The sequence below is a fragment of the Kitasatospora sp. NPDC054795 genome, assembly GCF_053611565.1.
The window spans coordinates 73918-92677 of record NZ_JBSHAP010000018.1 but is presented as its reverse complement, the minus strand read 5'-3'; the positions used below and the strand labels follow the sequence as shown (position 1 = coordinate 92677).

Below are 18760 nucleotides of genomic sequence, written 5' to 3'. Positions count from 1 at the left end.
GCCCCGTACTCACGGGGCTCCGGCCGCGGTCGCAGGCCTTGCCTTGATAGTGATTGGCCACTAACTTGGAACTCATGGCGAAGTCGAGCATCCGGATGAGCGCGGAGGAGCGGCGCGAGAGCGTCGTCCGGGCCGCCCTGATCGAGTTCGCCCGGGGTGGGTACCACGGCACCTCCACCGAGGCGATCGCCCGCCGGGTGGGCGTCTCGCAGCCGTACCTGTTCCGGCTGTTCCCGGGCAAGCAGGCGATCTTCGCCGCGGCTGCCGAGCGCTGCGTCGAGGAGACCTGGCGGGTGTTCGACGAGGCCTCGGCCGGACTGTCCGGCGAGGAGGCCGCCGACGCGATGTCCGCCGCGTACATGAGCCTGGTCGAGGACCGTGACCAGCTCATGATGCAGATGCAGCTCTACGTCTCGGTCTTCGCGGCCCGGGCGGCCGGCGAGGAGGAGGTCGGCGAGACCGCCCGACGGCTGTGGGAGGGCCTGTTCGACCGGGTCAGGATCCGGATCGGCGGCGACATGAAGGGCGCCACGCGGTTCTTCGCGTACGGGATGCTGATCAACACCATGGTGGCGCTGGGCTATCCGCCGGACCACCGGATGTGGAGCGGCTTCGACGGGTGCGAGGAGCCCGGGGCGCCCGAGTAGCCGGGCCGCGCGACGGTGTCCGTGCGGCCTTTTTTCGGTCCACGAAAGTTATTGAGCAATAACTACCTAGAGGAAACTGGGGGACGTCATGACGGAGAAACCGACCATGGGCAGAACCGCGGTCTGGACACTGGTGATCGTCAGCGCGGCCAGTTTCATGGCCGCCCTGGACAACCTGGTGGTCACCACCGCACTGCCGTCGATCCGCGAGGAACTCGGCGGCGGGCTGTCCGACCTCGAATGGACGGTCAGCGCCTACACCCTGAGCTTCGCCGTGCTGCTGATGTTCGGCGCCGCGCTCGGCGACCGCTTCGGCCGCCGACGGATCTTCCTGGTCGGCCTGACGGTCTTCACCGCAGGCTCCGCCGCGGCGGCGATGTCCCCGGGCATCGGCGACCTGATCGCCGCCCGGGCCGTTCAGGGCGTCGGGGCCGCGGTGATGATGCCGCTCACCCTGACCCTGCTCACCACCGCCGTGCCCGCGGCCAGGCGGGGGATGGCCTTCGGCATCTGGTCGGGCGTCAGCGGCCTCGCCGTCGCCGCCGGGCCGCTGATCGGCGGCTCGCTGACCGAGCACTTCTCCTGGCAGTGGATCTTCTGGGTGAACGTCCCGGTCGGCCTCGTCCTGCTGCCGCTGGCCTACCTGCGGCTCGGCGAGAGCCGGGGCGCGGGCCGGGCCCTGGACGTGCCCGGGACCCTGCTGGTCAGCCTGGGGATGTTCGGGGTCGTCCTCGGCCTGATCCGCGGCAACCCGGACGGCTGGACCAGCCCGCTGGTCCTCGGCGCCCTGGTCGCCGGCGTCCTGATGCTGACCGCCTTCGTCTGGTACGAGCAGCGGGTGGCCGCCCATCCGATGCTGCCGATGCGGCTGTTCCGCAGCCGGGCCTTCTCCGCCGTCAACGCGGCCAGCCTGCTGATGTACCTGGGGATGTTCGGCTCGATCTTCCTGATCAGCCAGTACCTCCAGGGCGTCGGCGGCTTCAGCCCGCAGGAGTCGGGCATCCGGATGCTGCCGTGGACGGCGATGCCGCTGCTGGTCTCCCCGGTCGCGGGCATCGTCTCCGACCGGATCGGCGGCCGCTCGATCGTGGTCGCCGGGCTGGCCCTGCAGGCCGTGGGCCTGGTGCTGTTCGGCCTGGTCGCGGACGGGAGCACCGGGCTCGACTACCCCGCCCAGATCCCGGCCATCGTGATCTGCGGGATCGGCATGTCGCTCTACTTCGGCCCGACCGCCCAGCTGGTGATGGCCAGCGTCCGGCCGCAGGAGCAGGGGATCGCCTCCGGCGCCAACAACGCGCTGCGCGAGGTCGGCGGGGCGCTCGGGGTCGCCGTGCTCGCCGCGGTGTTCTCGGCGCGGGGCGGCTACGGGTCGGCGCGGGCCTTCACGGACGGGCTGGTGCCCGCGCTGTACGTCGGCGGGGCCGCCGTCGGGCTCGGCGCGCTCGCCGCGGCGTTCATCCCCCGGCGGCGCGCGGCGGCGGCCGCGGGGGCGCGGGAGGAGCGGGCCGGGGAGCCGGCCGTGCCCGCGGGGGTCTGAGGCGCCGGCCCGGGCGACCGGTGTGCGGGCGATCGGCGTACGGGCGGCGGGAGCACGGGTGGCGGGCGTGCCAGGGGGCACCCCCGCCACCCGTACGCTGGTGGGCGTGCTGGTAGAAAACGACGCCCCCCTCGCCCCGCTGACCACGCTCCGGCTCGGCGGCCCGGCCCGCCGTCTGGTGACCGCCCACACCGATGACGAGGTGATCGCCGCCGTCCGCGAGGCCGACGCGGCCGGCGAGCCGCTGCTGGTCCTCGGCGGCGGCTCCAACCTGGTGATCGGCGACGCCGGCTTCCCCGGCACCGTGCTGCGGATCGCCACCGAGGGCTTCGCCCTGGACGGCACCGCGCTGGAGGTCGCGGCCGGCGAGACCTGGTCCGAGGTGGTCCGCCGGACCGTCGTGGACCACGGGCTGGCGGGCATCGAGTTCCTGGCCGGCATCCCCGGTTCGGCGGGTGCCACCCCGGTACAGAACGTGGGCGCCTACGGCCAGGAGGTCGCGCAGTCGGTCACCGAGGTGGTCGCGTACGACCGCGCCGCCGACGAGGTGGTCGTGCTCTCGAACGCCGAGTGCGCGTTCTCCTACCGGCACAGCCGTTTCAAGGCCGAGCCGGAGCGCTACGTGGTGCTGCGGGTGCGGTTCCGCCTGGAGGACAACGGCGGCCTCTCCACCCCCGTCCGCTACGCCGAGACCGCCCGGCACCTGGGCGTCGAGCAGGGCGAGCGGGTGGCGGTCGGCACCGCCTGGAACGCGGTGTTGCTGCTGCGCGCCGGCAAGGGCATGGTGCTGGACCCGGCGGACCACGACACCTGGTCGGCCGGCTCCTTCTTCACCAACCCGGTGCTCACGGCCGCGCAGTACGACTCCTTCCGCACCCGCCCGGGTGCCGAGGACGCCCCCGCCTACCCGGCCCCGGAGGGCCGCACCAAGACCTCGGCGGCCTGGCTGATCGACCGGTCCGGCTTCGGCAAGGGCTACGGCAGCGGCCCGGCGACGCTCTCCACCAAGCACACCCTGGCGCTCACCAACCGCGGCTCGGCCACCGCCGAGGACCTGCTGGCGCTGGCCCGGGAGATCCGGGACGGGGTCCGCGAGGCCTTCGGGGTGGAACTGGTGAACGAGCCGGTGATGGTGGGCGTCAAGCTCTGAGGCGGCGCCTCGTCAGGCGGGTACGGCGGCCGGCTCCGCGGGGGCGCGGCCGCCCACCAGCCAGGCGTCGATGTCCGCCAGCAGCTCCTTGCGGACGGCCTCCGGCGCGACCGAACCGCGTACCGACTGCCGTGCCAGCTCGGCGAGTTCGGCGTCGGAGAAGCCCAGCACGTCCCGGACCAGCTCGTACTGGGCGGCCAGCCGGCTGCCGAACAGCAGCGGGTCGTCGGCGCCCAGCGCGAGCGGCACCCCGGCGTCGAAGAGCCGGCGCAGCGGGACCTCCTCGGGGTGCTCGTAGACGCCGAGCGAGACGTTGGAGGACGGGCAGACCTCGCAGGTGACCTGCCGGTCCGCCAGCCGCTCCATCAGCCTCGGGTCCTCGGCGGCGCGCACGCCGTGGCCGATCCGGCCGGCGCCCAGGTCGTCCAGGCAGTCCCGGACGGACTCCGGGCCGGAGAGCTCGCCGCCGTGCGGGGCCGCCAGCAGCCCGCCGTTGCGGGCGATCGCGAAGGCCCGGTCGAAGTCCCGGGCCAGGCCCCGGCGCTCGTCGTTGGAGAGGCCGAAGCCGACCACCCCGTGGTCGGCGTAGCGGACGGCCAGCCGGGCCAGCGTCCGGGCGTCCATCGGGGACTTCATGCGGTTGGCCGCGACCAGGACCCGGATGCCCACGCCGGTCGCCGCGGCGGCGTGCTCCACGGCGTCCAGGATCAGCTCCAGCGCGGGGATCAGCCCGCCCAGCCGGGGCGCGTACGAGGTCGGGTCGACCTGGATCTCCAGCCAGCGGGAGCCGTCCCGCCGCTCGTCCTCGGCGGTCTCCAGGACCAGCCGGCGGATGTCCTCCTCGTCCCGCAGCACCGAGCGGGCGGTGTCGTACAGCCGCTGGAAGCGGAACCAGCCCCGCTCGTCGGTGGCCCGCAGTCGGGGCGGCTCGCCGGAGCTGAGCGCCTCCGGCAGCCGGACGCCGTGCTTGTCGGCCAGCTCCAGGAGGGTGGCGGGCCGCATCGAGCCGGTGAAGTGCAGGTGCAGGTGGGCCTTCGGGAGGCCCCTGACGTCTCGCGGGTTCAACAGGCGTTCCATTCACCGATACTGCCGTATGCGGCCCCCGAACGGGAACCGCCTCCTTTCCATCCCCCGAAGGGGTGAAAGGAGGCGGCGTGCCGGGTGAATCCCGTATGTCGGATTGACGTCAGTGCTCGAACCGGGTCAGTCGCGGGCCTCGCCGAGCAGCTTCTGCACCCGGCTGACGCCCTCGACCAGGTCGGCGTCGCCGAGCGCGTAGGAGAGCCGCAGGTAGCCGGGGGTGCCGAAGGCCTCGCCGGGGACGACCGCGACCTCGGCCTCGTCCAGGATCAGGGTGGCCAGCTCGCCGGAGGTCTGCGGGCGCTTGCCGCGGATCTCCTTGCCCAGCAGGCCCTTCACCGACGGGTAGGCGTAGAAGGCGCCCTCGGGCTCGGGGCAGAACACGCCGTCGATCTCGTTGAGCATCCGCACGATGGTCTTGCGGCGGCGGTCGAAGGCCTCGCGCATCTCGGAGACCGCGTCCAGGTCGCCGGCCACGGCGGCCAGGGCGGCGCGCTGGGCGACGTTGGAGACGTTCGAGGTGGCGTGCGACTGGAGGTTGGTCGCGGCCTTGATGACGTCCTTGGGGCCGATCACCCAGCCCACCCGCCAGCCGGTCATCGCGTAGGTCTTGGCGACACCGTTGACCACGACGCACTTGTCGGCCAGCTCGGGCAGCAGGGCCGGCAGCGAGGTGAAGGTCGCGTCGCCGTACACCAGGTGCTCGTAGATCTCGTCGGTGAGCACCCACAGGCCGTGCTCCAGCGCCCAGCGGCCGATCGCCTCGGCCTCGGCCTCGGTGTACACCGCCCCGGTCGGGTTGGACGGCGAGACGAACAGCACGACCTTGGTGTTCTCGGTGCGCGCGGCCTCCAGCTGCTCGACCGAGACCTTGTAGCCGGTGGTCTCGTCGGAGACGACCTCCACCGGGACACCGCCGGCCAGCTGCACCGACTCCGGGTAGGTGGTCCAGTACGGGGCCGGGATGATGACCTCGTCGCCCGGGTCCAGGATCGCCGCGAAGGCCTCGTAGATCGCCTGCTTGCCACCGTTGGTGACCAGCACCTGGGAGGCGTCCACCTGGTAGCCGGAGTCGCGCAGCGTCTTGGCGGCGATCGCGGTCTTCAGCTCGGGCAGGCCACCCGCCGGGGTGTACCGGTGGTTCTTCGGGTCGCGGCAGGCCTCGACGGCCGCCTCGACGATGTAGTCCGGGGTGGGGAAGTCGGGCTCACCGGCGCCGAAGCCGATGACCGGGCGGCCGGCGGCCTTGAGGGCCTTGGCCTTGGCGTCCACGGCGAGGGTCGCGGACTCGGCGATCGCACCGATCCGGGCGGAGACCCGGCGGTCGGCGGGGCGGATGGACTGGTCGGGCTGAGGGGTGGAAGCGCTCATGCCTGCATCGTCGCAGAACCCGGACCTACCGGGCATCGGGGTATCGGCATCCGTACGTTCCCGTCCGAATCGCGGCCCCGGCGATCCGTCGGCGGGCGCCCCGCCGGACCGGACATCCGCCGGGTGACCGGCCGGTCCGGAAGAAGAGGTTCGACCAAACACCCCTCGACCACGTACACTCGCTGCTCGACGGCCCGCCGAGAAAAACCGGAGCTTTCACCGCCTGTACAGACAGCGGGGGGAGATGCGGTAGGTTGGTCGCCACCGGAGCCGCGAGGCACCGTAGGGCAATAGCTCAATTGGTAGAGCACCGGTCTCCAAAACCGGCGGTTGGGGGTTCGAGTCCCTCTTGCCCTGCTGCTAGATCCGTTTTCAGCCCGTTCGCTCCACAGGAGTGAGCGGGCTTGATGCGGAGATGGCACCGATCAGCACCGCTGGCCGACTGGCCGTGCCCCAGCAGGAGCGCGGCGAAGCTCGGCAGGACCCGGATTCAGGTGAGGACGAGTGACGGAGACCACGGGCTCCACCGCAACGCCTGAGAGCGGCAACCCCGAGGGTGCCGATGGCGTTGCCGAGAACACGGCCGAGGGCGAGAACAAGTCCGGCAAGCAGAAGAAGTCCGGCAAGCGGGCCAAGAAGGGCCTGTTCGCCAGGATGGGTCTGTTCTACCGCCAGATCATCGCCGAGCTGCGCAAGGTCGTCTGGCCCACCCGCGGCGAGCTCACAAGCTACACCGCCGTCGTGGTCACCTTCGTCGTGGTCGTGATGGGCTTCGTGGCCGGCCTGGACTACGGCTTCTCCAAGCTGAGCCTCCTGGTCTTCGGCTGACCGGCCGCCTCACCTTTCGAACAGCTTCCCGACCCGGGCCGAATCCTCGGCCCGGGTCGAGCTGTCGGTGCCGGACGTACGCGCGGTTACCGTGGACTCGGTACTGTTGAAGTCTCCGAGACCTCGCCTGGCGCCCGCGCGAGCAGCCGTACGCCGGACCGGTCGAGGAGCGCGCCACCTTCACCATCTCCAGGAAAGAAGCCGCCACCGTGTCTGAGTCCCCCCTGTACGACGCCGACGAGACCGTCCGCGAGGCGGATGCGGATGTCGCCGCCGCGCCGGACGCGACCGAGCTGGCTGACGACGTCGAGTCCGCCGAGCAGATCGTGGACGCCGCGGACAGCGACGAGGACGAGGTCGAGGCGTACGACGAGGCCGAGGCCGGCGAGCCCGCCGAGGAGGCCGCGCTGCACGTGGAGGGCGAGGCCGAACTCGACGCCGAGCTCGCCGCCGAGGAGACCGTCGAGGAGGAGCCGGCCGACGAGGTCGACCCGGTCGCCAAGTTCCGCGAGGACCTGCGCTTCATGCCGGGCGAGTGGTACGTGATCCACACCTACGCCGGCTACGAGAACCGGGTGAAGCAGAACCTGGAGCAGCGCGCCGTCTCGCTGAACGTCGAGGAGTACATCTTCCAGGCCGAGGTGCCGCAGGAGGAGGTCGTCCAGATCAAGAACGGCGACCGCAAGACCATCCGCCAGAACAAGCTCCCCGGCTACGTCCTGGTGCGCATGGACCTCACCCCGGAGTCCTGGGGCGTCGTGCGCAACACCCCGGGTGTCACCGGCTTCGTCGGCAACGCCTACGACCCGTACCCGCTGACCCTGGACGAGGTCGTCAAGATGCTCGCCCCCGACGTCGAGCGCCAGGCCGCCAAGGAGGCGGGCAAGCCGTCGCCGATCAAGCCGAGCGAGATCCAGGTGCTGGACTTCGAGGTCGGCGACTCGGTCACCGTCACCGACGGTCCGTTCGCGACCCTCCAGGCGACCATCAACGAGATCAACCCGGACTCGAAGAAGGTCAAGGGCCTGGTCGAGATCTTCGGCCGGGAGACCCCGGTCGAGCTCTCCTTCGACCAGATCCAGAAGAACTAGTCCCACGGTCTTCGGATCCGGGGCGGGGCCGAGGGCCCTGCCCCGGATCCGTTTTGGTCCAGCGGCGCCGACGCGTTAGCCTGGTCCGATGTGTGTGCTGGCGGCCGGGTGTCGCCCCGGTTCCGCACGCACCAGCAATCACCTCTCGGAAGGACCCGGAGAGACATGCCTCCCAAGAAGAAGAAGATCACGGGGCTTATCAAGCTCCAGATCAACGCCGGTGCGGCCAACCCGGCGCCGCCGGTCGGCCCCGCGCTGGGTCAGCACGGCGTCAACATCATGGAGTTCTGCAAGGCCTACAACGCCGCGACCGAGTCGCAGCGCGGCATGATCGTGCCGGTGGAGATCACGGTCTACGAGGACCGTTCCTTCACCTTCATCACGAAGACGCCGCCGGCCGCGCGCCTCATCCTGAAGGCCGCCGGTGTGGACAAGGGCTCCAGCGAGCCGCACAAGACCAAGGTCGCCAAGCTCACCAGCGCCCAGGTCCGCGAGATCGCCACCACCAAGATGCCCGACCTGAACGCCAACGACCTGGACGCCGCGGAGAAGATCATCGCCGGCACCGCCCGGTCGATGGGCATCACCGTCGAGGGCTGAGAATCTCCCTTCCCGTCAGGGAAAAGTTGATTCAGCCGTTCTTGTGGTAGGGCCCGCGCAGGCCCGTGACACCACACCTCCATTCACCATTCAGGAGCAGCCATGAAGCGCAGCAAGGCCCTGAAGGCCGCGGACGCCCAGGTCGACCGCGAGCGCCTTTACGCCCCCCTCGAGGCCGTCCGCCTCGCCAAGGCGACCAGCACCACCAAGTTCGACGGCACCGTCGAGATCGCCATGCGTCTGGGTGTCGACCCGCGCAAGGCCGACCAGATGGTCCGCAGCACCGTGATCCTCCCGCACGGCACCGGTAAGACCGCTCGGGTCCTGGTCTTCGCGACCGGCGAGCGTGCCGAGGCCGCGCGTGCTGCGGGTGCCGACATCGTCGGCTCCGACGAGCTCATCGACGAGGTCGCCAAGGGCCGCCTCGACTTCGACGCCGTCGTCGCCACCCCGGACCTCATGGGCAAGGTCGGCCGCCTCGGCCGCGTGCTCGGCCCCCGTGGCCTGATGCCGAACCCGAAGACCGGCACCGTGACTCCGGACGTCGCCAAGGCGGTCAACGAGATCAAGGGCGGCAAGATCGAGTTCCGCGTCGACAAGCACTCGAACCTGCACTTCATCATCGGTAAGGCCTCCTTCACCGACGAGCAGCTGGTCGAGAACTACGCCGCCGCGCTGGACGAGGTGCTCCGCGCCAAGCCGTCCGCCGCCAAGGGCCGCTACATCAAGAAGACCGCGATCTCGACCACCATGGGCCCCGGCATCCAGGTGGACCCGAACCGCACCCGCAACCTCCTCGTCGAGGAGGACCCGGCCGCGGTCTGAGCCTCAGCGCTCTAGAGCAGTCCGTACGGCGGGCCGGAGGGCCGGGCGGGCTGCCGGACCGGGGCACCCGCGGATGGGAACAGCGGGCCGAACCGTCGTACGCTCTGCCGGTCAGACCACATGGAGCACCTGTGACCGCCGGAGTGTGCCGTGCCGCCCGCCCCTCGCCCCACCGTTCTCGCAGCGACCCTGCTGCTCGCCACCACCACCGGGTGCAGCCTGCTGGCCGCTCCGACCACCGGCACCCCCGGGGGCCCCGCGCCGGTGCCGCCCAAGCAGGTGGTGCTCACCGCCGCGCAGGCGCTGGACGACGCCGGCAGCGCCCGGATCGACGTGGTGCGGGAGGGCCCGGGCGGCCGGCGCACCGCGAGCGGCTCCCTGGTCTGGGGCGCCTCGGACGAGGCCCGACTGACCGTCACCGACGAACGCGGCAGCGGCCGGCTGACCGTGAAGGACGGTGCCCTCGACCTCGTCTACCAGGACGGCGCGGCCAGGCACGCGGAGCGGAGCACCGCCGAGTCGGTCGACCCCGGGGCGGGCCCTGACCCGGAGGGCTTCGCGGGCGGCTGGACGACGGCGCTGATCTCCAGCCCGGGCGGCCGGGCGTACGAGGTCGCCCAAGGCGTCAAGCTCACCTCGCTCGGCGGCGAGCAGTTGGCCGGGGTGACCGTGGCGCACTACCAGGGCTCCGCGCCGGTGGCCGAACTGTTCGGCAAGGACGACGAGTTGAGCCCGCAACGGCGCGCCGCCACATTGGACTGGTACCGGCAGCACGGGGTGACGGCGATCGGATACGACATCTGGGTCGGGCCCGGCATGCAGCTGCTGCGGCTGCGCGAGACGGTCCGGGGGGACGCGGGAACCACGGTGACGACGACCGATGTCTCTGCTCCCGGGGCGGTGGACGCGACGCCCGCCGCGGGCGGGTGACGGGGAGGCGGATATCCGGTGCGTGGGGACATCGACGATCCGTTAGAGTCCGCATGAAAAGAACATGAGAAGAGCTGACGATCGGTTCTTCCATGGGGATCTGGATCTCACGGGGGTATCTCCATGCGCGCTCTGCGCCTCGCCTCGGCCGTCGCGACGGCGGCCGTCCTGCTCGGTGCCGCGACCGCCTGCGGCAGTGACGCCAAGACCGGCGACGCCAAGGGCGGTACCAAGACCGGTGAGGCCAAGCCCGGTGACGCCAAGAGCGCCGACGCCAAGGGCGCCGACCCGCTCGCGGCGGCCCTGGCCGCGGACCCGAAGGCCGCGCTGGCCGCGTCCGCCGTGGTGATGCAGAAGGCCGGCAACGGCAAGGTCACCATGATCCCGGCCGATCCCGCCGACCCGGCCGGCACCGGCGACGCGGACTGGAAGGACCCGGCCAAGGCGGCCGTGGACCTGGCCAGCGACATCGAGGGCAAGAAGCTCCGGATCCGGGTGCTCGGAACGGACGCCTACCTCGGCGGCGGCGACGACGTCGCGCCGGCCCTGGGCGGCAAGCACTGGGTCAAGATGCCCGCCGACGCGACGGGCGACAGCTTCCGGGCGGTCGGCCAGATGACGAACCCGGTCGTCCTGCTCACCGTCGCGGCCCAGAGCGGCAAGCTCTCCAAGGTCGGCCAGGAGGCCGTGGACGGCGTCCAGACCACCCACCTGCGGGCGGAGCAGGACACCGCCGCGCTGGTGGCCGGGATGACGGCGCTCTCGGCGGGCCAGCGCACGGCCGTCCAGAAGACGCTGGAGGAGGACGGCAAGACCCTCACCATCGACTTCTGGCTGAACGGCAACCAGGAGCTCGTCCAGTACAAGGAGTACGGCGACACCAACGGCGAGAAGCAGGCCGTCACGATCAAGTACTCCAACCTCGGCAAGGCCGCCGCGATCGCGGCGCCGGCCGCCGGCGACCTCGGCAACGAGGCCGACGTGCTCAAGCTGCTCGGCTGATCCGGCCGGACCGGACACCGGGCCCACCCGCAACAACCGGCTACCACCCCGGGCGCACGACGCGCCCGGGGGTCCTCAAGGGGGGAATCATGGCTGGAACCCGCAAGACCGCCGTCGCCGTCGTCCTCGCCGCCCTGGCGCTGACCGCGACCGCGTGCAACAACAACGACGTCAAGAGCGCCGCCCCGGCCGCGCCGACCACGGCCGCCACCTCGGCCACCCCGTCGGCCGCCGCCCCGACCACCGCCGCGAAGCCGGAGAAGGTCAGCCCGGCGGTCTTCCTGGAGCAGGTCACCCAGAAGACCGGCGCGGCCAAGTCGGCCAAGGTCGACGAGGTGATCCAGGTCGGCGAGGTCGTCATGAAGGGCCAGGGGGCGGTGTCCTGGGCCGACGGCCTGGAGGCCGACCTCACGATGGACCTGTCGGGCTCCCCGATGGCCAAGCTCCTGGAGCCGCTGACCGGCGGGCCGAAGGTGCACTACCTGTACGCCAAGGACGCCATGTACATGGGCCTGGGCGGGCAGCTGCTGGAGAGCGGCAGCCCGAAGTGGGTGCGCTACAGCAAGGCCGACATGGCCAAGGCGTCCGGTGGCACGACCGACCAGCTGCAGAGCGCGGACCCGGTGCAGGGCGTCCGGACGCTGATCGCCAGCGGCAAGGTCACCGAGGTCGGCCAGGAGACGGTGAACGGCAAGGCCACCACCCACTACTCCGGTGTGCTCAGCGCGGCCGACGTGCTCAAGGCCACCAGCCAGGGCATGACCCAGGCGCAGGTCGACAAGATCAAGCAGAACCTGGACACGGCCGGCATCACCACCGACCAGATCGACGTCTGGGTCGACGCCGACAAGCTCGTGGTCAAGCGGAGCGAGGTGGCCGACACCAAGGCCGGCGCGCTGAACGTCACCGTCAGCTACTCGGACTACGGCACCCCGGTGATCGCCTCCACCCCGGCGGACTTCATCGACCTCGCCGAGCTCCAGAAGGCCGCGGCCGGCAGCTGATCCGCGCGGCCGGGGAGGCGGGGCGCCGGAAGCCGGTCCCCGCCTCCCCGGCCCCGGGCCCGGCTGGGCCGACCCGGTGGATCCGCCCGGCGGAGGGGGCCGCCACCGGGCGGACCGGGGACGGGTGGCAAGGTGGCCGGGACGGGGCCGCCGCAGGACGGGGCCGGGCGAGAGGGGAACGGGCGATGGCGGCACGGCAGCGGTTGGCGGCAGTGGCCGCCGTCGCCCTGCTGGCGAGCGGGCTGAGCGGATGCGGCGGGGACGGCGGCGCGCCCGTCGTGATGTCCGGCAGCCCGAGCCCGGTCGGCGCCCCGCTCTCCACCGCCTCCCCGAGCGCGCAGGCCAAGCCCACCGACCGCTCGCCGCACGGGGTGCTGCTCTCCGCCCAGCTGGCCATGCAGACCGCCCGCCGGGCCAAGGTCAGCTACCGGCTCGGTTCGGACGCCGGGTCCGGCCCGCTGTTCTGGCAGCCCAAGACCGCGCTCCAGATCAAGCGTTCCACCCCGGCCGAGGCCGAGCAGCTGATCGTCGTGGACACCGTCGCCTACCAGGGCGGGGACGCCGCCACCGCGGCCCGGCAGGGCGGCCGCCACTGGGAGCGCTTCACCGTCCCGCCGGACGCGGACGGCCACAAGGAGATCCCGTACGCCGGGCTGATCGACCTGCTGAACCCGGTCGAGGCGCTGACCGCGGCCAACGCCGAGGGGACGGACCCGGTCTTCGTCGGCGAGGAGAAGTTCGAGGACTCCACCGTCGAGCACTACCGGGTCACCACCACCGCCGAGAAGTACGCCGCCGCCCAGACCCAGCTGACCCAGTCCCGCCGGGACGGCCTGCGGGCCGCGCTCGCGCCCGGCGGCTCGATCTCCCTCACCCTGGACCTCTGGCTCAACGACAAGGACCAGCTGGTCCGGCTCCAGCGCACCGGCAGCGGGGACAGCGGGCGGGCGGACGACTCGGTGCTCTACACCGACCTCGCCGGCGCGCTGCTCTCGGCGCAGGCGCCGGCCGAGACGGACACCGCGGACACCGGTGTCCGGACGGTTTCCCCGCTGGCCCGCTGAGCGGGCGCCCGGGATGCTCCGGGACGGCCCGGGCCCACCCCGTCCGGGGGCGATTTGCACCTCGCGGAGGGCTCCGGCTACGCTGGCCGAAGCCAAAGACCGCTGGTTGTCGCCGCGCCCGTCAGGGAGCAGGTGACCGAAGGATCTGCGCTTCGTCGCAGGCAGCCCGCGCAGGTGCGTCTGGAGCTTCGACTTCCGGGTCCCGCGTTCGCGTGGAGGTCCGTCGAGGTCGTTCCGAGCCCCGTGCCCCTGCGCACCGGGGCTCATTGCATTTCTGCAAGGGCTTTCCTTCCGTCCGGTCGGTCCACGGCGACCTAGGTCGACTTTCGCGGTCGGCCCGAATTCGACATCACGGAAGGAGGCGTAAGCCTATGGCCAGGCCCGACAAGGCTGCCGCCGTCGCCGAGATCACGGACAAGTTCCGTGGCTCCTCCGCGGCGCTGCTGACCGAGTACCGCGGTCTCTCGGTGAAGCAGGTCAAGACCCTGCGTCGCTCGCTCGGCGACAACGCCGAGTACGCCGTGGTGAAGAACACGCTGACCAAGATCGCGGCCAATGAGGTCGGGATCACGGAGCTCGACGACCTGTTCAACGGTCCGACGGCTGTCGCCTTCGTCACCGGTGACCCGGTGGAGTCGGCGAAGGCTCTGCGTGACTTCGCCAAGGAGAACCCCGCTCTCATCATCAAGGGCGGTGTCCTTGACGGTAAGGCGCTGTCCGCCGATGAGATCAAGAAGCTCGCGGACCTCGAGTCCCGCGAGGTGCTGCTCGCCAAGCTGGCGGGTGCCCTGAAGGCCAAGCAGTCCCAGGCTGCCGCGCTCTTCCAGGCCCTGCCGTCGAAGCTCGTCCGCACTGTGGACGCGCTGCGCGACAAGGTCGAGCAGGGCGGTGCCGGTACGCCGGCTCCCGCCGCCGAGGACGCCGCCGCCGAGTAATTCGGCAGGCTCACGCCTCGCTGCGGGCCCGTACGCCCGCCCCACCCGTACATCCGGCACCAACCTGCCGATTTAGTGGAAGGACGCCATCATGGCGAAGCTGTCCCAGGACGAGCTGCTCGCGCAGTTCGAGGAGCTCACCCTCATCGAGCTGGCCGCCTTCGTGAAGGCCTTCGAGGAGAAGTTCGACGTCACCGCCGCCGCGCCGGTCGCCGTTGCCGGCATCGCCGCCCCGGGCGCCCCGGCCGAGGCCGCTGAGGAGCAGGACGAGTTCGACGTCATCCTCGACGGCGCCGGCGACAAGAAGATCCAGGTCATCAAGGAGGTGCGCACCCTGACCTCCCTCGGCCTGAAGGAGGCCAAGGACCTCGTTGACACCGCTGGTGCCAAGGTCCTGGAGAAGGTTGCCAAGGACGTTGCCGAGAAGGCCAAGGCTGCCCTCGAGGGCGCCGGCGCCAAGGTCACCGTCAAGTGATCTCGCGCCCCCTCTGAGGGGGCGTAGGGCCGGGCCGATCACCCTTGCGGGTGGTCGGCCCGGCTTTTTCGCGTTTCCGGGCCGGGTCCGGGCCCCGCCGGGGCCGCCCCCTGTCCTGTTCCCCCGACCGGCCGGTACGGCCCGCCGGCGTGGCCGACGGCCCACTCGGCACCGTCGGTGCCGGGGGGTATGGTGATCACCGTCGTCGAGGGCGGCGCCACCACGGCTTCTGTAACGCCGGGGGGCTCCGGATCGATAGACAGGTCGAGGCCCGCGCCGCCGGCGGGCCCTTGACGAACCTGGCGCGGCGCGCGATTCTCAAGGCGCGAGTCCGCCCGGTTGGTTCGCCACTGGATGCATAACCAGTGGCTCCGGCGGGAAATGACTCCACGTGAGTTAGAGCAGTACCCGGTGGGCGCCCGCGCCCGCCGGCTACCGGGAGGAGTCTCCGATTCGGTCTCCGAATCAGAGCTGGACAGCAGTGTCGCCATTGGCTACACTGTCCCTTTGCGCTGCCTGTTAGCTTCTCCGTGACTCGTCGCCCGGAGTTTGCGTTGCCCTGATGGGGTCTGGCACCGCCTCCGCAAAGCGGCTCTGACCTGGGGTTTCGACCCCGGCGGAGGCCAGTGGCGAGGGAGGCGGCACCAAGCCCAAGCAGGCCCGGCTGGTACGCGCGTAGTGAGCTCCGAGCCCTCGGAAGGACCCCCCTCTTGGCCGCGCCGCGCAACGCCTCGAACAATTCCGCCGCATCCACCGCCCCGCTCCGCGTCTCGTTCGCGAAGATCAAGGAGCCCCTCGAGGTCCCGAACCTCCTGGCCCTGCAGACCGAGAGCTTTGACTGGCTGCTCGGCAACGCGGCCTGGAAGTCCCGGGTCGAGGCGGCCCTGGAGAGTGGTCAGGACGTCCCCACGAAGTCCGGTCTGGAGGAGATCTTCGAGGAGATCTCCCCGATCGAGGACTTCAGCGGGTCGATGTCGCTGACCTTCCGCGACCACCGTTTCGAGCCGCCGAAGAACTCCATTGACGAGTGCAAGGACCGCGACTTCACGTTCGCGGCCCCGCTCTTCGTCACCGCCGAGTTCACCAACAACGAGACCGGTGAGATCAAGTCTCAGACGGTCTTCATGGGCGATTTCCCGCTCATGACCCACAAGGGCACGTTCGTGATCAACGGCACCGAGCGTGTCGTCGTGTCGCAGCTCGTCCGCTCCCCGGGTGTGTACTTCGACTCCACCCTGGACAAGGTGTCCGACAAGGACATCTACTCCTGCAAGGTCATCCCCTCGCGTGGTGCCTGGCTGGAGATGGAGATCGACAAGCGCGACATGGTCGGCGTCCGCATCGACCGCAAGCGCAAGCAGTCCGTCACCGTGCTGCTCAAGGCGCTCGGCTGGACCAACGAGATGATTCTCGAGGAGTTCGGCGAGTACGAGTCGATGCGCGCCACCCTGGAGAAGGACCACACCCAGGGCCAGGACGACGCGCTGCTGGACATCTACCGCAAGCTGCGTCCGGGCGAGCCGCCCACGCGCGAGGCCGCGCAGACGCTTCTGGAGAACCTGTACTTCAACCCGAAGCGCTACGACCTCGCGAAGGTCGGCCGTTACAAGGTCAACCGCAAGCTGGGCAACGCCGAGTCGCTGGACTCCGGCGTGCTCACCGAGCCCGACATCATCGGTGCGATCAAGTACCTGGTGAAGCTGCACGCGGGCGAGACCGAGTGGCGTGACGACGAAGGCCGCGACATCGTGGTCGAGGTCGACGACATCGACCACTTCGGCAACCGTCGCCTGCGCAACGTCGGCGAGCTCATCCAGAACCAGGTCCGTACGGGTCTCGCCCGTATGGAGCGCGTCGTGCGCGAGCGCATGACCACCCAGGACGTCGAGGCGATCACGCCGCAGACCCTGATCAACATCCGGCCGGTCGTCGCCTCCATCAAGGAGTTCTTCGGCACCAGCCAGCTGTCGCAGTTCATGGACCAGACGAACCCGCTGTCGGGCCTGACCCACAAGCGTCGTCTGTCCGCGCTGGGCCCCGGTGGTCTGTCCCGTGAGCGGGCCGGCTTCGAGGTCCGTGACGTGCACCCCTCGCACTACGGCCGCATGTGTCCGATCGAGACCCCCGAAGGCCCGAACATCGGTCTGATCGGCTCGCTCGCCTCGTACGGTCGGGTCAACGCGTTCGGCTTCATCGAGACCCCGTACCGCAAGGTCATCGAGGGTGTCGTCACGGAGAAGGTCGACTACCTGACCGCCGACGAGGAGGACCGCTACGTCATCGCCCAGGCGAACGCGCCGCTGACCGCGGACCTGCACTTCGCCGAGCCGCGTGTCCTGGTCCGCCGCCGTGGCGGCGAGATCGACTACATCCCGGGCACCGAGATCGACTACATGGACGTCTCGCCGCGCCAGATGGTGTCGGTCGCGACCGCCATGATCCCGTTCCTCGAGCACGACGACGCCAACCGCGCGCTCATGGGCTCGAACATGATGCGCCAGGCGGTGCCGCTGCTGAAGAGCGAGGCTCCGCTGGTCGGTACCGGCATGGAGTACCGCTGCGCCGTCGACGCCGCGGACGTCATCACCGCCGAGAAGGCCGGTGTCGTCCAGGAGGTCTCGGCCGACTACGTCACCGTGGCCAACGACGACGGCACGTACACCACGTACCGCGCCGCCAAGTTCACCCGCTCGAACCAGGGCACCGCCTTCAACCAGAAGGTGCTCGTGGACGAGGGCGCCCGGGTCGAGGTCAACCAGGTGCTGGCCGACGGCCCGTGCACCGACGAGGGCGAGATGGCCCTCGGCAAGAACCTGCTCGTGGCGTTCATGTCGTGGGAGGGTCACAACTACGAGGACGCGATCATCCTGTCGCAGCGCCTCGTGCAGGACGACGTCCTCTCCTCGATCCACATCGAGGAGCACGAGGTCGACGCCCGTGACACCAAGCTCGGCCCCGAGGAGATCACCCGGGACATCCCGAACGTCTCCGAGGAGGTCCTCGCGGACCTCGACGAGCGCGGCATCATCCGCATCGGCGCCGACGTCGTCACCGGCGACATCCTGGTCGGCAAGGTCACGCCCAAGGGCGAGACCGAGCTGACCCCGGAGGAGCGTCTGCTCCGCGCGATCTTCGGCGAGAAGGCCCGTGAGGTCCGCGACACCTCGCTGAAGGTCCCGCACGGTGAGTCCGGCAAGGTCATCGGCGTCCGCGTCTTCGACCGCGAAGAGGGCGACGAGCTGCCCCCGGGCGTCAACCAGCTGGTCCGCGTCTACGTGGCCCAGAAGCGCAAGATCACCAATGGTGACAAGCTCGCCGGCCGTCACGGCAACAAGGGCGTCATCTCGAAGATCCTGCCGGTCGAGGACATGCCGTTCCTGGAGGACGGCACCCCGGTCGACATCATCCTCAACCCGCTGGGTGTCCCGTCCCGAATGAACCCGGGACAGGTCCTGGAGATCCACCTCGGGTGGCTCGCCAAGCAGGGCTGGGACGTCTCCGGGCTGGCCGACGAGTGGGCCCAGCGTCTGCAGGCGATCGGCGCCGACACGGTCGAGGGCGGCACCAACCTCGCCACCCCGGTCTTCGACGGCGCCCGCGAGGACGAGATCACCGGCCTGCTGGACAACACCACCCTCACCCGTGACGGTGAGCGCCTGGTGAACTCCACCGGCAAGGCCCGACTGTTCGACGGCCGCTCCGGCGAGCCGTTCCCGATGCCGGTCTCGGTCGGCTACATGTACATCCTCAAGCTGCACCACCTGGTCGACGACAAGCTGCACGCCCGTTCGACCGGTCCGTACTCGATGATCACCCAGCAGCCGCTCGGTGGTAAGGCGCAGTTCGGTGGTCAGCGCTTCGGTGAGATGGAGGTGTGGGCCCTCGAGGCGTACGGCGCGGCCTACGCGCTCCAGGAGCTCCTCACCATCAAGTCCGACGACGTCCTCGGCCGAGTCAAGGTCTACGAGGCCATCGTCAAGGGCGAGAACATCCCCGAGCCCGGCATTCCCGAGTCCTTCAAGGTTCTCATCAAGGAAATGCAGTCGCTCTGCCTCAACGTGGAGGTGCTGTCCTCGGACGGCCAGTCCATCGAGATGCGGGACTCCGACGAGGACGTGTTCCGCGCCGCCGAGGAGCTCGGCATCGACCTGTCCCGGCGCGAGCCGAGCAGCGTCGAAGAGGTCTGACGGAGGCCGGGCCGGCCGCAGCAGCGGCCGGCCC

16 protein-coding genes and 1 tRNA gene are annotated in these 18760 nt (G+C 70.6%); 15 read left to right on the top strand and 2 right to left on the bottom strand.

The features are described from left to right. The first annotated feature begins 74 nt into the window (after nucleotides 1–74). The 3 genes from ACWGJO_RS09515 to ACWGJO_RS09505 all read left to right on the top strand — a co-directional run bounded on the left by ACWGJO_RS09515 (nucleotide 75) and on the right by ACWGJO_RS09505 (nucleotide 3334). Nucleotides 75–647, top strand: coding sequence for a TetR/AcrR family transcriptional regulator (locus ACWGJO_RS09515; RefSeq protein ID WP_452182893.1), 573 nt, complete (start codon nucleotides 75–77; stop codon nucleotides 645–647). Between the two features lie 106 nt (nucleotides 648–753). Further along, on the top strand, nucleotides 754–2184 hold the full coding sequence (locus tag ACWGJO_RS09510; RefSeq protein WP_452182892.1) for an MFS transporter: 1431 nt from the start codon (nucleotides 754–756) through the stop codon (nucleotides 2182–2184). Between the two features lie 106 nt (nucleotides 2185–2290). Next, the gene (locus ACWGJO_RS09505; protein ID WP_452182891.1) at nucleotides 2291–3334 is read left to right on the top strand and encodes a UDP-N-acetylmuramate dehydrogenase; all 1044 of its coding nucleotides are present in this window, start codon (nucleotides 2291–2293) and stop codon (nucleotides 3332–3334) included. A gap of 12 nt (nucleotides 3335–3346) precedes the next feature. Here the strand turns inward: ACWGJO_RS09505 and ACWGJO_RS09500 are convergent, their stop codons facing one another. Beyond that, nucleotides 3347–4411 carry an adenosine deaminase gene (locus ACWGJO_RS09500; RefSeq protein ID WP_359897549.1) on the bottom strand — a complete coding sequence of 355 codons (1065 nt, stop codon included), beginning with the start codon at nucleotides 4409–4411 and terminating at the stop codon, nucleotides 3347–3349. A gap of 126 nt (nucleotides 4412–4537) precedes the next feature. Beyond that, a complete protein-coding gene (locus ACWGJO_RS09495; protein WP_359897548.1) occupies nucleotides 4538–5785 on the bottom strand; it encodes a pyridoxal phosphate-dependent aminotransferase in 1248 nt (415 codons plus the stop codon). A 284-nt stretch (nucleotides 5786–6069) separates the two neighbouring features. On the opposite strand from ACWGJO_RS09495, the gene ACWGJO_RS09490 reads away from it, so the two are divergent. The 12 genes from ACWGJO_RS09490 to rpoB all read left to right on the top strand — a co-directional run bounded on the left by ACWGJO_RS09490 (nucleotide 6070) and on the right by rpoB (nucleotide 18726). Next, nucleotides 6070–6142, top strand: a tRNA-Trp gene (locus ACWGJO_RS09490). Nucleotides 6143–6289: 147 nt separating this feature from the next. After that, nucleotides 6290–6613 (top strand): preprotein translocase subunit SecE, encoded by a 324-nt coding sequence (gene secE / locus ACWGJO_RS09485; RefSeq protein WP_452182890.1) that lies wholly within the window; start codon nucleotides 6290–6292, stop codon nucleotides 6611–6613. A gap of 209 nt (nucleotides 6614–6822) precedes the next feature. After that, the gene (gene nusG / locus ACWGJO_RS09480; protein WP_380357517.1) at nucleotides 6823–7704 is read left to right on the top strand and encodes a transcription termination/antitermination protein NusG; all 882 of its coding nucleotides are present in this window, start codon (nucleotides 6823–6825) and stop codon (nucleotides 7702–7704) included. 165 nt (nucleotides 7705–7869) lie between these two features. Next, nucleotides 7870–8304, top strand: coding sequence for a 50S ribosomal protein L11 (gene rplK, locus ACWGJO_RS09475; protein ID WP_359897545.1), 435 nt, complete (start codon nucleotides 7870–7872; stop codon nucleotides 8302–8304). A 102-nt stretch (nucleotides 8305–8406) separates the two neighbouring features. Beyond that, nucleotides 8407–9129, top strand: coding sequence for a 50S ribosomal protein L1 (rplA, locus tag ACWGJO_RS09470; RefSeq protein ID WP_387686236.1), 723 nt, complete (start codon nucleotides 8407–8409; stop codon nucleotides 9127–9129). Between the two features lie 150 nt (nucleotides 9130–9279). Next, a complete protein-coding gene (locus tag ACWGJO_RS09465; RefSeq protein ID WP_452182889.1) occupies nucleotides 9280–10059 on the top strand; it encodes a hypothetical protein in 780 nt (259 codons plus the stop codon). Between the two features lie 123 nt (nucleotides 10060–10182). Beyond that, a complete protein-coding gene (locus tag ACWGJO_RS09460) occupies nucleotides 10183–11061 on the top strand; it encodes a hypothetical protein (protein WP_452182888.1) in 879 nt (292 codons plus the stop codon). A gap of 89 nt (nucleotides 11062–11150) precedes the next feature. Continuing rightward, on the top strand, nucleotides 11151–12065 hold the full coding sequence (locus tag ACWGJO_RS09455) for a hypothetical protein (RefSeq protein WP_452182887.1): 915 nt from the start codon (nucleotides 11151–11153) through the stop codon (nucleotides 12063–12065). A 185-nt stretch (nucleotides 12066–12250) separates the two neighbouring features. After that, complete coding sequence (locus ACWGJO_RS09450) at nucleotides 12251–13129, top strand: hypothetical protein (RefSeq protein WP_452182886.1); 879 nt, start codon at nucleotides 12251–12253, stop codon at nucleotides 13127–13129. A 371-nt stretch (nucleotides 13130–13500) separates the two neighbouring features. Further along, a complete protein-coding gene (gene rplJ, locus ACWGJO_RS09445; protein WP_045693068.1) occupies nucleotides 13501–14064 on the top strand; it encodes a 50S ribosomal protein L10 in 564 nt (187 codons plus the stop codon). Between the two features lie 91 nt (nucleotides 14065–14155). Further along, a complete protein-coding gene (rplL, locus tag ACWGJO_RS09440) occupies nucleotides 14156–14539 on the top strand; it encodes a 50S ribosomal protein L7/L12 (RefSeq protein WP_452182885.1) in 384 nt (127 codons plus the stop codon). 710 nt (nucleotides 14540–15249) lie between these two features. After that, nucleotides 15250–18726, top strand: coding sequence for a DNA-directed RNA polymerase subunit beta (gene rpoB / locus ACWGJO_RS09435; protein WP_387686247.1), 3477 nt, complete (start codon nucleotides 15250–15252; stop codon nucleotides 18724–18726). The last annotated feature ends 34 nt before the right edge of the window (nucleotides 18727–18760 follow it).

Coding starts and splice junctions, on each gene's coding strand:
- ACWGJO_RS09515 (WP_452182893.1), top strand. CDS start 75: ATGGCGAAGTCGAGCATCCGGATGAGCGCGGAGGAGCGGCGCGAGAGC.
- ACWGJO_RS09510 (WP_452182892.1), top strand. CDS start 754: ATGGGCAGAACCGCGGTCTGGACACTGGTGATCGTCAGCGCGGCCAGT.
- ACWGJO_RS09500 (WP_359897549.1), bottom strand. CDS start 4,411: ATGGAACGCCTGTTGAACCCGCGAGACGTCAGGGGCCTCCCGAAGGCC.
- ACWGJO_RS09495 (WP_359897548.1), bottom strand. CDS start 5,785: ATGAGCGCTTCCACCCCTCAGCCCGACCAGTCCATCCGCCCCGCCGAC.
- rplK (WP_359897545.1), top strand. CDS start 7,870: ATGCCTCCCAAGAAGAAGAAGATCACGGGGCTTATCAAGCTCCAGATC.
- rplA (WP_387686236.1), top strand. CDS start 8,407: ATGAAGCGCAGCAAGGCCCTGAAGGCCGCGGACGCCCAGGTCGACCGC.
- ACWGJO_RS09460 (WP_452182888.1), top strand. CDS start 10,183: ATGCGCGCTCTGCGCCTCGCCTCGGCCGTCGCGACGGCGGCCGTCCTG.
- ACWGJO_RS09455 (WP_452182887.1), top strand. CDS start 11,151: ATGGCTGGAACCCGCAAGACCGCCGTCGCCGTCGTCCTCGCCGCCCTG.
- ACWGJO_RS09450 (WP_452182886.1), top strand. CDS start 12,251: ATGGCGGCACGGCAGCGGTTGGCGGCAGTGGCCGCCGTCGCCCTGCTG.
- rplJ (WP_045693068.1), top strand. CDS start 13,501: ATGGCCAGGCCCGACAAGGCTGCCGCCGTCGCCGAGATCACGGACAAG.
- rplL (WP_452182885.1), top strand. CDS start 14,156: ATGGCGAAGCTGTCCCAGGACGAGCTGCTCGCGCAGTTCGAGGAGCTC.